The organism is Bradyrhizobium sp. CCBAU 11434 (assembly GCF_028128895.1).
Classification (GTDB): Bacteria; Pseudomonadota; Alphaproteobacteria; order Rhizobiales; family Xanthobacteraceae; genus Bradyrhizobium; species Bradyrhizobium zhengyangense.
Genome location: NZ_LBJX01000092.1, coordinates 103,447 through 116,302 on the forward strand (window position 1 = coordinate 103,447; position 12,856 = coordinate 116,302).

Annotated in this window: 15 protein-coding genes and 1 tRNA gene; 13 read left to right on the forward strand and 3 right to left on the reverse strand. The window is 60.4% G+C overall.

What is annotated here, in order from left to right; genetic code table 11:
* Positions 1 to 4 precede the first annotated feature (4 nt).
* Positions 5 to 358, reverse strand: coding sequence for a GrlR family regulatory protein (locus tag XI06_RS23520; protein ID WP_237861504.1), 354 nt, complete (start codon positions 356 to 358; stop codon positions 5 to 7).
* A 258-nt stretch (positions 359 to 616) separates the two neighbouring features.
* On the opposite strand from XI06_RS23520, the gene XI06_RS23525 reads away from it, so the two are divergent.
* On the forward strand, positions 617 to 1,114 hold the full coding sequence (locus XI06_RS23525) for a hypothetical protein (protein WP_237861505.1): 498 nt from the start codon (positions 617 to 619) through the stop codon (positions 1,112 to 1,114).
* A 28-nt stretch (positions 1,115 to 1,142) separates the two neighbouring features.
* Here XI06_RS23525 and XI06_RS23530 read toward each other — a convergent pair whose 3' ends face one another.
* Positions 1,143 to 1,529, reverse strand: a complete 387-nt coding sequence (locus tag XI06_RS23530) for a VOC family protein (RefSeq protein ID WP_237861506.1) — start codon at positions 1,527 to 1,529, stop codon at positions 1,143 to 1,145.
* A 146-nt stretch (positions 1,530 to 1,675) separates the two neighbouring features.
* Here XI06_RS23530 and XI06_RS23535 point away from each other — a divergent pair, with 146 nt between their 5' ends.
* The 8 genes from XI06_RS23535 (at position 1,676) to XI06_RS23570 (ending at position 7,092) form a co-directional block, all read left to right on the forward strand.
* Positions 1,676 to 2,233, forward strand: coding sequence for a hypothetical protein (locus XI06_RS23535; protein ID WP_237861507.1), 558 nt, complete (start codon positions 1,676 to 1,678; stop codon positions 2,231 to 2,233).
* Positions 2,234 to 2,392: 159 nt separating this feature from the next.
* On the forward strand, positions 2,393 to 2,893 hold the full coding sequence (locus tag XI06_RS23540) for a hypothetical protein (protein WP_237861509.1): 501 nt from the start codon (positions 2,393 to 2,395) through the stop codon (positions 2,891 to 2,893).
* A 151-nt stretch (positions 2,894 to 3,044) separates the two neighbouring features.
* Positions 3,045 to 3,121: transfer RNA gene (locus XI06_RS23545), tRNA-Arg, on the forward strand.
* Between the two features lie 325 nt (positions 3,122 to 3,446).
* Positions 3,447 to 3,701: a hypothetical protein gene (locus XI06_RS23550; protein ID WP_271606606.1), complete on the forward strand. Its 255-nt coding sequence runs from the start codon at positions 3,447 to 3,449 to the stop codon at positions 3,699 to 3,701.
* Complete coding sequence (locus tag XI06_RS23555) at positions 3,698 to 3,937, forward strand: hypothetical protein (RefSeq protein ID WP_271606607.1); 240 nt, start codon at positions 3,698 to 3,700, stop codon at positions 3,935 to 3,937. Before XI06_RS23550 ends, XI06_RS23555 begins: the two co-directional genes overlap by 4 nt.
* A complete protein-coding gene (locus XI06_RS23560) occupies positions 3,937 to 4,512 on the forward strand; it encodes an RNA polymerase sigma factor (protein WP_271606608.1) in 576 nt (191 codons plus the stop codon). The genes XI06_RS23555 and XI06_RS23560 overlap by 1 nt, the downstream gene beginning before the upstream one ends.
* 3 nt (positions 4,513 to 4,515) lie before the next feature.
* Positions 4,516 to 4,713, forward strand: coding sequence for a hypothetical protein (locus tag XI06_RS23565; protein WP_271606609.1), 198 nt, complete (start codon positions 4,516 to 4,518; stop codon positions 4,711 to 4,713).
* Positions 4,714 to 7,092 carry an AAA family ATPase gene (locus XI06_RS23570; protein ID WP_271606610.1) on the forward strand — a complete coding sequence of 793 codons (2,379 nt, stop codon included), beginning with the start codon at positions 4,714 to 4,716 and terminating at the stop codon, positions 7,090 to 7,092. It begins immediately after the preceding gene.
* A 101-nt stretch (positions 7,093 to 7,193) separates the two neighbouring features.
* On the opposite strand, the gene XI06_RS23575 is transcribed toward XI06_RS23570, so the two are convergent.
* On the reverse strand, positions 7,194 to 7,694 hold the full coding sequence (locus XI06_RS23575; RefSeq protein WP_271606611.1) for a hypothetical protein: 501 nt from the start codon (positions 7,692 to 7,694) through the stop codon (positions 7,194 to 7,196).
* Between the two features lie 1,258 nt (positions 7,695 to 8,952).
* Here XI06_RS23575 and XI06_RS23580 point away from each other — a divergent pair.
* The 4 genes from XI06_RS23580 to XI06_RS23595 all read left to right on the forward strand — a co-directional run bounded on the left by XI06_RS23580 (position 8,953) and on the right by XI06_RS23595 (position 12,852).
* Positions 8,953 to 9,339, forward strand: a complete 387-nt coding sequence (locus tag XI06_RS23580) for a hypothetical protein (RefSeq protein WP_271606612.1) — start codon at positions 8,953 to 8,955, stop codon at positions 9,337 to 9,339.
* Positions 9,340 to 9,507: 168 nt separating this feature from the next.
* The gene (locus XI06_RS23585; protein ID WP_271606613.1) at positions 9,508 to 10,110 is read left to right on the forward strand and encodes a phage tail protein; all 603 of its coding nucleotides are present in this window, start codon (positions 9,508 to 9,510) and stop codon (positions 10,108 to 10,110) included.
* A 488-nt stretch (positions 10,111 to 10,598) separates the two neighbouring features.
* Positions 10,599 to 11,027: a hypothetical protein gene (locus tag XI06_RS23590; RefSeq protein ID WP_271606614.1), complete on the forward strand. Its 429-nt coding sequence runs from the start codon at positions 10,599 to 10,601 to the stop codon at positions 11,025 to 11,027.
* A gap of 10 nt (positions 11,028 to 11,037) precedes the next feature.
* Positions 11,038 to 12,852 (forward strand): phage terminase large subunit family protein, encoded by a 1,815-nt coding sequence (locus XI06_RS23595; RefSeq protein WP_271606615.1) that lies wholly within the window; start codon positions 11,038 to 11,040, stop codon positions 12,850 to 12,852.
* The last annotated feature ends 4 nt before the right edge of the window (positions 12,853 to 12,856 follow it).

Below are 12,856 nucleotides of genomic sequence, written 5' to 3' on the forward strand. Positions count from 1 at the left end.
GTGGCTAATCGACGTCGACGAGCTTGTGCAGGGTGGCGCCGAAAATCAGGCTGGCTTTGCCGACCAGCGCCGTGCCCGTCATCTCCGCACGGGTGTCCGTGTAGGTCCCGCTGACGCCGATGCCAACAGGGGCAGGGCCACCGAATAGCGGATTGTCATCGCCGCGCGGGGAGGTGTGTCGTTGCACCAGCACCTCGCCCTTGAAGGTGTGGTCGTCCTTCACCACGTAGCTGCCGGTGTAATAGAGGTAGGCATCGCCGCCAAGGATCTTGCCGTCGCGAAAAAGAATCACGCCGCTGCCTTTCCCTGTCCGACCATCGAGCAGGCTCACGTGAATCGAATAGAGGCCGTTCTTCATAACGTCCCATCGGCCGGTCACCATCGCCCAATGGCGTCACCGGTGAAGCTTTTATGCCAAAGCGCAACCTCCCGCGCAACGCGGCAATTTTGCTGGCTGTGTCCCGCGCCGGCACGCGAGCCGTAGTTGTCCCGGCTTGCGTGTGACGCTGACATGACGGTCTCATCATGCAGCGAGGCCTGTCCAACGAATCAGAGTTGGCCCGCGAAATGCATAACCATTGTTGCACTGGCCGCGGGGTGCTGGAGCAAGACAAACGTGAGCAACTGGATCGATTCCGGCGGCGATGAGCCGCGTCTGTACAGTGCGCGTCCCACGATTTGCGAAACACAACGACGGCGGATCGGCCGTCCGACACGGTGGCGAAGCGCGGCAAGTCTTGCTTGCGCGCTGGCGTTGATCGCGTTGGTTGCCCCTAGGGGCCACGCACGCGACCGCGGCCAGTTCGTCAATACCAACGCCGAGCTGAAAGCCTGGTTCGACGGCTTGCGCAGCGGCAAAGGGCCATGCTGCTCCGATGCCGACGGCTCGGCGATCTCGGACTCCGATTGGGAAAGCAAGGACGGGCACTACCGTGTCCGCATCCCGCGCCTCGGCTACATGATTGAGGGCAAGCAGCAGGAACTCGTCTGGGTCGACGTGCCGGAGGAGGCCGTGATCTCGGAGCCCAACCGGGTTGGACGAACCATGGTGTGGCCGATCTATGGCTATATGGGCGTCACCATCCGCTGCTTTATGCCCGGCAGCATGACCTAGCTGGCCGGGCAGCGCCTCGCCTGCCGCGTCACGTATATTTCTTGTCGCGCTCGAGCAGCTCGACGGAGATGCCTTCGGGACCGCGGATGAAGCAGATGCGGACGCCGGGCCGGATCGTGGTCGGCTCCCGCGTGAATGTCACGCCCTTGGCCTTGATCTCGGCCGCGACCGCGTCGATGTCCTTCACGGTGAGCCCGAAATGGTCGAGGCCCTGATGGGGATGTGGAGGCGGCGGGCTGACGGCGCTTTCGCCTTCCAGAGGCGCAATGAAGATCTTTGCGCCGCCGAGATTCACGTCGATTCGTCCCGGTGCGCGCACAATCTCGCCGCCGAGGATATCGCGCAGCCAGGCGGCGGTCGTTTCCGGATCCGGGCTGCGCAGATGGACGTGATCCCAGGTGACGACGACAGGCATTTCAATTCCTCCCGATAGGGTCTTCGATGTTGCGGCGCATGTTAGCGATCCCCATGGACGATCGCCACATGGCTCTAGGAGGATCCGCCTAGTTGTGGGAACCTTAATTCGCCTCGCGGATTGAAGGATGAGCGAGCAGCGCACCCATGAAATCAGGGTTTGGCCGGATCGGACTGGGACATTTCGTCGGGGACGGCGAGGAGCGGCAGCGGCTCCAGTCAGCCACAGGCGTTTGGTTGAAGCGGGGCCTGTTGTCGCTGCTCGCCGCGAGTGTGGTCGGTGGTGCAATCTGGCTGTTGATGCCTCCCTCCGAAGGCAATGTTGCTCAAACCGAACCTGTAAAATTGGCGCTGGCAGGAGTCGATTCTGCTTCGCCAACGTCAGCCCCAGATACCTCCGCTACGAAAGCCGCCGGGCTCGACCGGATGAAGATATCGTCGCAGACTTGGCGCCGCGGCGGGCTCGGCTCGAAGGCGCTGGTGACGTTCACCGTGCGAAATGACAACGACTATGCCGTAAAGGATGTCGAGATCGTCTGCGCCTTCACGCGGCGCGACGGCAGTCATTTGACGGACCGCAGCCGCGTGCTGGCTGATACGGTCAGCATGAAGAGCCGCAAGACTTTTGCACGCGTTCCAGTCGGATTCGTCAATGTGAATGCCGATCAGGCGAAGTGCTCGGTTGTCACGGCGCGGCGCGCCTAAAAGGCCACGCATTCGCTAGCGGAAAAGTTACCGTCCGTGCCCCTTGGCCGGAAATCTTGGCGTCGCCAATTGAACCAAAGGCTGGGCGCAGGAACCAATTAATGGATCGCCGGTTGAGGCGAAGGACCCACGCGGGGATGCGGGGGCGGAGTGCGGTCAATGCCCATCTTTCGGTATTTCATGTTTGTCGGCGGAGCGCTGCTCGCATTGCTGTTTGCGGCAGATTTCGTTTGGCCGACAGCGCCGGTTGCGCAGACCATTGGGGTTGCGAGCTACGATCAGCCGGCGATCCGGATCCGGTCCGACCGCCATTTGCCTGACCGGGTCGTGCTCGACACCAATCAGCCGACCTTTGCCGCGCCGATGGTGAAGACGGCTGCCGCCGCGCCACAGTCGACCGCGCAGGCGGACGTGTTGGCTGACATGTCGGCCAAGGCACGGGTGCGCGACACGTTCGCCCAGTTCACGCCGGCCGAAGCAGCTGCAGCGAAGAAGGCCGACGCCACTCAGCAAGCTCAGGTTGCCCAGGCCCAGACGCCTCAGGCTCCGGCGCATCCGAAGCGCAAGGTCGTCCGGGCGCATCCGGCACCTCAGCGTGGCCAGCCGATGATGCTGGTGGCGCAGCAGCCGCATTTCGGTCTGTTCAACACCACCTGGTGAGGGTGCCTTGGCCCGCCTCGAAATGGGGCGGGGAGGGCTTTTTATTGTCCGGCCTCTCTGCTAATTCGAGCCAATCCGAACGTCGTCGGTGCGCTGGCCTGCCAGCATAGGACCGCGGCGCTTCGGCCGGTGGCCCAATACCCGGGGTCAGGCGCTCGTAGCTCAGCTGGATAGAGCATCGGATTTCGATTCCGAGGGTCGGGAGTTCGAATCTCTCCGAGCGCGCCATCTAAGTGGCTGATCTTCAAACACTTCTTGTAAATCCTTTCCAACTGAAATTGCTCGCGGGAAACCGTGGGGAAACTTTTGTCACGCCGCCTGAGGCGCTCGGGAGCGTCTTTGCGCGTCGTGATACGCCCAAAAATATTTTCAGTGGTCGTGGCGAAAAAATCGACAGCTCCGCAGAGATGGGGCTTTTTAGATGTGTAGGCGCGCATCTGATCCCGGCTGACTGGCCTCCCGATCAGGGGAGAGGGGTGGGCGCCAACCATTAATTCCCCATCAACCAAACAACTCGCAACGCCCCGCGCTGCGAGAACAGGAGACCTTTGCCATGTCATCCCAACCGGCCATTGCCCGGCCGTCCTTTTCTGAGCGCCACGTCGATAAGCGCAGCCCGGCCGCCCTCGCAGGTGAAACGGCCCTGACGGTCGATGAAGTTTGCACCGCCCTCCGGGTCAGCCGAGCGTGGCTGTATTCGCCTGCCGGTCGCGCCGTCGTCGGAAGCGGCTTCAAGCTCGGTGGCTCGCGTCGCTACCGTTCCAGCACCATTGCCGCCGTCCTCACCAGCGAAGGAGCCGCCCAATGAGCCCCGCACAGATCGCCAAGCTGGACCAAGTAATCCGGCTCCACGTGGGCTTCCTGCCGCTCCCTCAAAAGGTCGGCAACCTTCCGCTGCTCGAATGGCTGAGGTCGCTTCTGAATGACCGGCGCCCCGCTCCCGCATCACTCGCTGCTCTTGCCGCGTTGATTAACTGCGAGCCTGAGGGGCTGACCATTCACGCGATTGCGGCGACTCTCATTGGTCGCCTGGGCCAAGCCTAATGTCATCACCCATCACTCGACAGCATTTCGACGCCGAAATAGCCCGCTGTCAGCCCATTCTTCGTACCGCAGCTCGGGGGCTTTGTGCGCGACAACCTAACGCGGACGACACGGCACAGGACCTTCTACAGGCCACATGCGTGCGCGCCATCGAACGACACGACCAGTATTGTGGCGGCTCTGTTGCTGGTTGGCTTTACGCCTTAATGCGCAACCTGCTTCACGACTACAACCGCAAGCGTGGTCGCACCCGGAAGCGGGAAGTCCTTCACGCCGATCTGCCGCGCGTCGAGGGGCGCGACGGCGCAGGGCGCGACGAAGTTAGGGAATACAATGAATTCCCCGACGCCCATAATCCTCATGCAAAGTTGGAAATGAGACAGATCGTCGAAGCAATAGGTCGCATGCCTGAACGCACGCGACGCGCGCTCTTTCAGGCAGGCGAGGGGGCGACAAGCGCGGAGATTGCGGCGTCCCTGGGGCTAAGCGAGGCGAACGTTCGCAAACTGTTGGAGCGTGGCCGATTGACGCTGCGGCTTACATTCGAATTTCCGGTCAGTCGGGCGGGAGCTTAGAGCATGTCATCACCGAAACGAGGCACTGCCACGGCGAGCCTAAGAGGGCGCGACGGCGAAGAGCTGACAGTCATTGTCCCCGCAGTACTTCAGGGCGAACAGTTGCTAATCAGCGCCGACAACCTGTCGACGCTGCGCGCAACGATGCATGCCGCTGGCGTCGAGGACGCAGAGCTAGAATTCTCTGAACTGGAAGTGTGAATGCTCGTGTCTACTGCATCAAACATCGTTGCCCTTCCTAACCGGGATGACGCGCGCCGCGTGCAGAACAAGCACAACGCCATGTTGCTTGCCCGCAACGGGATTCCGGTCTTTCCGTCGAGCGGCAAAATTCCGCTCGTAAAGCTTTACAATCGCCGCGACACCAAAATCAGCCCTGAAGAACGCGAAGCGGCGATTGAGCAAGCGCGGGAAGAGGGCAACAAACAGCTTACAATCTTCGTCGGCGCGACGACCGATCCCGACATTGTCAAGCGCATGTGGCGCGCGCCCAACTGGGACGCTGTGCCGTCCATTGCATGCGGGCCTGCAAGTCTGGTCGTGATCGACGCCGATACCAAATTCAACGGCCCCGAGCTGATTGCCGCGCTCTTCGAAGCGAATGGCGGCGTGCCCGAAGGCGTTCAGGTCATCACGACGCAATCAGGTGGGCGCCACTACATCTTCAGCGATCCCGACAACGCGTTCACGAACAGCGCGGGTGCGCTTAAGAAGCTGTACGGCTGCGACGTGCGCGGGCGCGGCGGTCAGTTCGTGGCCCCTGGCTCTGTTCGCGAAGACGGTAAGCGCTACGGCGATCAGGCCGCACTCAGGGCGTTCATTGAGGCGTACACCAGCCGGACAATACCGCCGCTCCCGGATTACATTGTCGAGCTGATCGGTGCTCCGTCGTCCGAGCTTAACGAGGACATCGCCCCGTCCAAAGAGCGGGAGGTAGTCAAGCAACTCGACGGAGCTGACGTCCCTGATTGGGAAGAACTCTGCACGCCGCTTGGCGAGTACGATTTCAGCAAGCTGCAAGACGAGAACACTGAGTTCCATTCGCTGTACAGCAATCCGAGCGCCGACTGTTCTGACAACCGTTTTAAGGCGGCTCGTCACGTTATGCGCGAATGGCCCGAAATGCCCGTGGAGCATCTCGCGTCTTTCTTTTCGGGATGGGATGGCGCTGGAGCACTTGTCGACGCCAAGCCGCGATCAGGCGAGTACGACAATCGGCAGACAGCGCGCGAGTGGTTGAAGAACCAAGGGCTAAGCAGGTCTTCGATTGGCGAGGCTTTTGGCGCTGTCGTCGATGAGGACGAGAGCCGTGAAGGCGTTCAGTCTGACAGCAAGGCAGGTCATTGGCACGAAAACGCGATCAATATTCCCGTTGATCTCGACATTAACAAGCTGCCGCCGCGACCGTATCTGTACGCTAAGTACCTGATGCGCGGGCACGTCACGCTGTTGTCGGCGGCCGGAGGCATTGGTAAGTCTGCGTGGACGCTGGACTCGGCTATCGACATCGCTTGCGGCGTTGACCACCTGGCAGCGGGCGAGTTTAAGCCGCGCAAGGTTCTTGTCTACAACGGCGAGGACGATCAGGATGAGATGCTAAGGCGCGTCGGAGCCCAATTTGCGCATCACAATTTCACACCTGAAATGCGATCAATGGTGCGCGAGAACTTGACCATCATCAGCGGTGTCAAGGCGCCGATGCGGCTTGCAGAATATAAGGACGGGCGCGTCGCGCTGAAGGAAAAGGCATTCGAGAAACTGGCCGAGATTATTGAAGGACGTGGAATCGACATAGTCATCCTGGACCCGCTCGTCGCGCTGCACTCAATCCCCGAGAACGCAAACTCGGAAATGAATGTCATCATGACACGCTTCAAGAGTCTGGCCGCGACGAAGTTGATTGCGTTACTTCTTGCGCATCACGACAAGAAAAACATTGGGAGCAAAAGCGTCGACGATGCGAGTCAAGACGATTCCCGAGGGGCCGGAACGATCACTACCCCCGTGCGTGTCGTCCTTAATATGCGGCGGCTCAGCAAGAAGGATGCGCAGACTTGGCGCATTCCGCCTGAAGACGTGCCGCATGTCATAGCGTTGTCTGCCGGGGCAAAGAGCAATTACAGCGCTCGCGATGTCACGCCGAGGCTCTATCGCGCCCACTCAGTTCAGGCCGACAACGGCACAGCGGAGTTTGCAGCGGACAGCACTGTCGCTCTCGCGGTTTACACCCCGCCCCGGCGGGGAGGCGGAAGCGGAGGGATTGGCGACGAAGCCACGCTCAAAGTCCTAGCCGCGCTCGATGGGAGCGAGCCGGTCGGTTCAGACACGCGACACGCCAACTGGATCGGCCGCCTGATCGCCGATGCGGCCGGATGGGACCTTGACGCCAAGCATGTTCGAGAGAGCGTTCGGGACATCATCGCCGATTGGACGGCGCGCGACTGGATTGCGGAAGCCATCTTGGAGGCAAGCGGGAAGGGCGCTGAGCGGCGCAAGTCCGTAAAGGTCTACAGGCGCGGTGCGTCGCGACCTGCGCCACGTGAGTATGCGTTCGATCCGGTGGAGGAGGAGGACGATTAGGCGTCACCGTCTTGCAGACGTAACTACTGACAACCCTTTGGGGCAGTCCGGGTTAACCGGGCTGCCCTCGGCGTTCGTCGCAAGAGCCCCCAGGGAGGTGTCTAAGGTGCTAAAAAGAGTTTCACCACGTCCAGCTTCGCGTCCGAAACGGCCAAAATCGTGAGATAGCGATTCATGCCAGGAGGGTCTTCACCGCTTCCCCCACCGGAACAGCTATTGTGCGCACCATTGACGAGCGCAGTTAACTCAGTCTCAGCGGACGTGATCTGCTGCATAGCAACCGTTGGCTGCCCCTTAGCTAATGAAATTCTCGCGTTAGTTAAGGCGGTCCCGGCGTTGTAGCCGTGTTGCTGCAATGTGGGCCAGCTAACGGGCGGTACTCCGGCGTTACCGCCGCCGCAACCAAGGCTCATTGACGTCATCAAGGTCCCGATCTGAGTTGCGACATCGCTCATTACGGTATCAGCGACAGAACTTGTGTCGGCCTGGGCGGCTCCGCCAAGCGATGCTGATAGGACCACACCACAAAGGATCGACGCGGATCTAAATCGCCGCGACCGAGCTGGATGGGTCGCTGAAAAAATGCGCAGAAGAGAAATCATTTCAATATCCTTCTTGCTGTTTATAACCGAGTACGCCTTACGAAAATAAGAGAAATAAAAGGATGATGCAACCTGTGACAGAAAGGGGGATGCGCTGAATTTTTGGATCGGGTTGCCGGGAGCGCCTTGCGCCGATTAGCCTCCGCATGCATTATGGCCCGATTACAACCTTGGGGAAAACACATGAAGCATTTGGTTTTCGCGATTTTGATGGCGGCGGTCAGTTCGGCGTCTGCCCAAACCACTAATGTTACCGGCTGCAGCATACAGCTCAATCAGTGCATGGCGGTCTGCGCGAATACCGTCGCGGGGACCGCCGATTCCCAAAAAGCGGCCGTTCAGACTAGGTGCGACGGAAATTGCAGGGCACAATATAACCGATGCGCTCGGTGACGGATCGATGGAAGCAACCGATCCGGCATTTCGAGAAAGAGTGCTACACGCACCTGGATTGCTCTCGAATGAAGGGTCGGTCGGTCGCAATCGCCGACCGACCGACCGACCAGTCAGTGACTGACCAACCAAGAGGTCTCTCGAACGACTGACCGACCCTCTCGACCAAACCCGCCAATTATTTAACCAAAACAACGGTCGGTCAGTCGTGCGACCGACCGACCTGACTGACCGACCTTCTCGGTCTGGTCGGTTAGTCGGTCAGTCGTCTCTCTCCTTTAGGAGAGACGACTGACAGACCGACCGTCTGAAAGTCGGAACCGCAAGACGAAGAGTTTTGGAAGCACGGACCGGGCTCAAGGCCAATCGATGACGGCAAGATCAGGGCGTGTCACCTGACGGCGTTGGGGCGGTCGGGTCTCTCAGGCTTTCAGACGATCAGGCGAACTATTTTCTGCCCGGCTGTCACAGAGCGCCGCGCTGGGGCGTTTATACAGTATGGGGACCGCAATCCCCACCGCTTCCAAGCCGAGTGGGCAACGGCGCTAAAAGAGCACCCACACCGCTTCCCATCGCATGGGAATGCACGCCTCCGAAAGTCACGCTACGTTTGATAGCGCTCGGGGCCGGTTGCCACACCGACCACGCCAAGCTGATTCCACGCAGCACGGCCGGGCCGGAGGCCGTAGGATCGCGATCCGCAAGGGTTCGGTCGCCACACACCCGAACCCCAGGGCATGTAGGGGCAGCGAAGCGGTAAGGATTGAGGTCGGGAGCAGCGCGGGCGGGCGCGTGCATCTTTCGGAGCCGCGCGGTCCAACTAGGACCGTGCGGCAACCCGCCAACACCCCTGAGGATCATCCAAATGAACCATTCAAATCCGGTCTTCGCTGGACTTACTGAAGGCCTTGAGCCCTGCCGCACGCGCAAGACGCAGGCAGGCGATGCTATCACAATCGACAGCGAGCTGTTGGCAGCCGAAGAACGCATTCGCATCGTGCGAGCCGTCGAGCGGCAAGCCGAACTGGCTGAAGAGAGTCTTGCCATTCAACGTCGCGCCGCAAGTGCGGCCGAACGCCAAGCTGAAGCCATCGAGACACTTGTCGCGCTGTTCGCTTCCACGCTCGGCGTGGGGACCGCCTCTTGCGCCGACTCCCAGAATTACCAGACTGTCAACTTCATCAGGACGGGCTTGGGCCGCAAAGGCTTTGCGTGCGACGCCGACAACATCAGGGCAGCGCAGGATGATTGACACGGCAGCCTGGGCGCAAGCCGTGCTTGCCGCAAACACGCCAGCCGTGGCTTCGAGCATGGTGCAGCTCGCCATGACCGGCTTCGACGTGATGCGCAACGCCCATGTACAGCGTGTGAGCAGCGACATGGAAATCGAGCGGGCCGCCGCCCGTAGGAGTGAAGGGCCATGGGCCTTGAAGTTAAGCTTGATGGGAGCAAGCTCGAAGCATGGGCTTCCCAGCTATCCGCGCGGGGCCTTCGAAATGCCATTCGCCGCGCGGTCGATAAATCCGCGACGGCCGCCCGCAAGGTAGCTCTAGACATCATCGCGAAGGATGTGGGCGTTTTAGTCGCGCGCATCAAGCCGGGCGTTACGAAGCTGCGGCGCACTACGCAAACGGACCTGAGCGCCAGTTTCACGGCCACGAAGCTGCGGATTGGTATCCTAGAGACCAAAGGCGCGAGCGTGGGTGCGGACGGTCTAATAGCCAGCACCCACCGGCTTACGGGCGGCGGTTCCGCAAGCCTCAACATTGCCGATGCCTTTGTGGTCCGAATGGCGAACGGCGCTAGGTTTGTGGCCTACCGAAAAGGCAAGGCGCGGCTTCCCATCAAGGGAGTCTACGCGGAAATGCCATCTACAGCGATGGGGCAGGAGAACGCCGCAGCAAGAGTCACGTGGCAGAAGGAAGCGGAGAAACAACTTGCCCAGCGGCTACCGCAAGAGATTCAGAAGCAACTTCTCTCTGAAGGGCTGCCGTATTCACCGCCCGCCAATAATGGCGACTGACCCACAATACCTATACCGCCAGCGCGCGGGAGCGACATGACGGGCCTTGCCGCTAACAACGCCATGTCGTCGCAGCGCGGCGGCAGCGCGCGCCATGCCAGACACGGATGGGCGGTCCGTGCGGTGTGGCGCGCGCTCACTGCATACACACACATATGGGCGGCAGCCGAGCGCTAGGCGCTCGCGATGCGCAGCCTCATAACCCCACGTGTCGCGCGGAGGACGTAGCCACGCGCCACGTGGGGACCATCACGCAGCAAAAGGTAGTGCGCGCGCGCCACACAATGCGCCCGCTGGAAACTTGGGTCCCCTCCGGGCACCCCCACACCAGGCCGAGCGGGCCGCTGCCGCAACATTTTCACTGAAAACACTCGCGTTTTCGATAGCAGAGAATCCCTATGAGCAGGCCGAGAGGCACTGTCCGCAAAGTTGCGGATGAAACGGGCCTGGATCAGGCGACCGTACGCCGCGCGCTCGCGGCATCTAACGTGACCGAACAGGAATGTGAGGCTGACTTCGCAAAGGCTGTTGAGACGGTGCGAGCCGTAGCCGACAGCGACAGGGTGTTAGGCCACAACGCGAGCGGCAGAGGTGAGGGTGGGGCGACGACCTCCGCTTATGCAGATGCGAGAGCGCAAACTGAGCTGTATCGCGCCGAGAAATTCCGGCTTCAAAACGAGAAGCTCGCTGGTCGACTGATCGACCGCGAGGCTGTCACCGATACCGGCATTCGCATATTGGCCGACGCCCGAACCGCTTTCCTGTCGCTCGGGCTCCGTGTCGCTGACAAGCTGGTTGGCAAGACCGACGCGCGCGATATCGCGAGAGCTATCGAGGCCGAGGCGCGAATTGTGCTCAGCGAACTCGCCGATGACGAGAAATTCTTTGAAGCGCTCGACATCGAGGCGCTGACTTAGGACACCCGCAATGATCGATCACGACCTAGCGCGGGCATGGTTGCGCGCGCTTGCGCCGCCGCCGATTGTCGCGCCGACAACTTTCGCCGAAAGCCAAATCATTCTCCCGGCCAGCGCCAATGCGTTGCCGGGGCCGTTGCGTCTCTATCCATATCAGCGCGAGCCTGTTGACGCGGTCGCAGACGACGATGTCGAAATCATCGTTCTTATGCTCGCGTCGCAGACTGGCAAGTCGACCACAATCAACGCGATCTTGGGACACTGCATCGCGAGCGATCCCGGCCCAATGCTGCACGTCTCTCCGACCGGAAGTCGGTCGGAAGAGTTCGTGCGCGAGCGCTTTGACCCGCTTGTCTTGTCGTCTCCCGCGTTGCGGGCTTTGATCGGAAAGGGTCAAGATACACGAAAGGGAAGTAGCGGGGGCGTGAACTCGGTCGCCGCGAAAAGCTTTCCAGGCGGTCAACTCAGCTTTGCGTCGTCGTTCAAGGCCGATGAACTCGCCGCCCGCGCGATCAAGTTTCTGTTTCTCGACGAAATCGATAGGTTCGCAAAATCGGCAGGAGCTGAGGGCGACCCTATTGGCCTGGCCGTCAAGCGAACAACTACGTTCAAGGCCAAAGGCCGAAAGATCGTCATCGTCAGCACGCCGACAACGCGCGTGGGTTCCCGGATCAATGAATGGTATCTGCGCGGCGATCAACGGAAGTACTTCGTCAAATGCGCCGACCCTGACTGTGGGCATTCTGCACCGCTCGCATTCGAGAATCTCAAATGGGAACCTAGTAGGCCGGAAACAGCCCATATAGTCTGCGAGGCTTGCGGCGTTGTTCACGACGAACGCACCCGCCGTTCAATGATCGAAGCGGGGTTTTGGCAGGCCACAGCATCAGGTGAGAAGGGCATCCGCTCCTATCACCTAACAGAGCTATCGTCGCTGTTCAGTACCATGGCGTCGGTCGCTCAGCAGTACGATGCGGCCGTAACACCGGAGCAAAAGCAGGCATTCTACAATACGACGCTTGCGCAGGTGTACGATGCGGGCACCGAAGTAGAGCTGTCGTCATCCGAGTTACAACAACGTGCCGAGAAGGTCGCGCCACCCTATGCGGCGAATCTTGTCTTTGTTTCGGCAGGCGTAGACGTTCAGAGCAATCGGCTTGAGGTGACATTCTTGGGTCACCACGCCGATCAGACCTTCAGCGTCCTCAATCACCTTAAGCTTCCAGGGGACACAAGCGGCAACGCTGTATGGCAACAACTCGACGCGGCGATGGGATCGACGTTCTCGACGACAGACGGGCGACTAGTCCCGGTTCTGATCCAAGGAATCGATTCGGGCTTCAACGCCGATCAGGTAGTTGAGTTTGTACGAATGCAGCGGAGGCAGTCGCGGGCTGCTTATGCGGTGAAAGGCAAGGAAGGCTTTGACCGAATGCCGCTCGCTCAAGGCGGACGGCTCAAAGGTCAACTGAGGCTACTCATTGTTGGCGTCGACGCTGTCAAGCTCGCAGTGCAGAAGGCGCTGAGGTTAGATGACTTGTCACCCGGATTGATCCGGTTGCCAGATCATCTCGACGAAGATTATTTCGAAGGCCTTGCTTCCGAGCAATTGCGGGCACGCGTCGTCAAGGGTGCCCCGCGCTACGAGTTTCACCGCACCGTGCGACGTAACGAGCCTCTTGACTGCCTGGTCTACGCGGTAGCCATCGCAAGACATAGAGATGTGCAGGCGACAATCAGCAAGCCGCCAACACCCACCCAACCCAAACCATCATTCGTAGCGTCGGCCAAACGATTGGCCGCGCTCTCACAACCCATGAGGTAGTCCA

Excerpts from the sequence above, each read along its gene's own strand:
- XI06_RS23520 (WP_237861504.1), bottom strand. The coding sequence starts at position 358 with ATGAAGAACGGCCTCTATTCGATTCACGTGAGCCTGCTCGATGGTCGG.
- XI06_RS23530 (WP_237861506.1), bottom strand. The coding sequence starts at position 1,529 with ATGCCTGTCGTCGTCACCTGGGATCACGTCCATCTGCGCAGCCCGGAT.
- XI06_RS23535 (WP_237861507.1), top strand. The coding sequence starts at position 1,676 with ATGAAATCAGGGTTTGGCCGGATCGGACTGGGACATTTCGTCGGGGAC.
- XI06_RS23540 (WP_237861509.1), top strand. The coding sequence starts at position 2,393 with ATGCCCATCTTTCGGTATTTCATGTTTGTCGGCGGAGCGCTGCTCGCA.
- XI06_RS23550 (WP_271606606.1), top strand. The coding sequence starts at position 3,447 with ATGTCATCCCAACCGGCCATTGCCCGGCCGTCCTTTTCTGAGCGCCAC.
- XI06_RS23555 (WP_271606607.1), top strand. The coding sequence starts at position 3,698 with ATGAGCCCCGCACAGATCGCCAAGCTGGACCAAGTAATCCGGCTCCAC.
- XI06_RS23560 (WP_271606608.1), top strand. The coding sequence starts at position 3,937 with ATGTCATCACCCATCACTCGACAGCATTTCGACGCCGAAATAGCCCGC.
- XI06_RS23565 (WP_271606609.1), top strand. The coding sequence starts at position 4,516 with ATGTCATCACCGAAACGAGGCACTGCCACGGCGAGCCTAAGAGGGCGC.
- XI06_RS23570 (WP_271606610.1), top strand. The coding sequence starts at position 4,714 with ATGCTCGTGTCTACTGCATCAAACATCGTTGCCCTTCCTAACCGGGAT.
- XI06_RS23575 (WP_271606611.1), bottom strand. The coding sequence starts at position 7,694 with ATGATTTCTCTTCTGCGCATTTTTTCAGCGACCCATCCAGCTCGGTCG.
- XI06_RS23580 (WP_271606612.1), top strand. The coding sequence starts at position 8,953 with ATGAACCATTCAAATCCGGTCTTCGCTGGACTTACTGAAGGCCTTGAG.
- XI06_RS23585 (WP_271606613.1), top strand. The coding sequence starts at position 9,508 with ATGGGCCTTGAAGTTAAGCTTGATGGGAGCAAGCTCGAAGCATGGGCT.
- XI06_RS23595 (WP_271606615.1), top strand. The coding sequence starts at position 11,038 with ATGATCGATCACGACCTAGCGCGGGCATGGTTGCGCGCGCTTGCGCCG.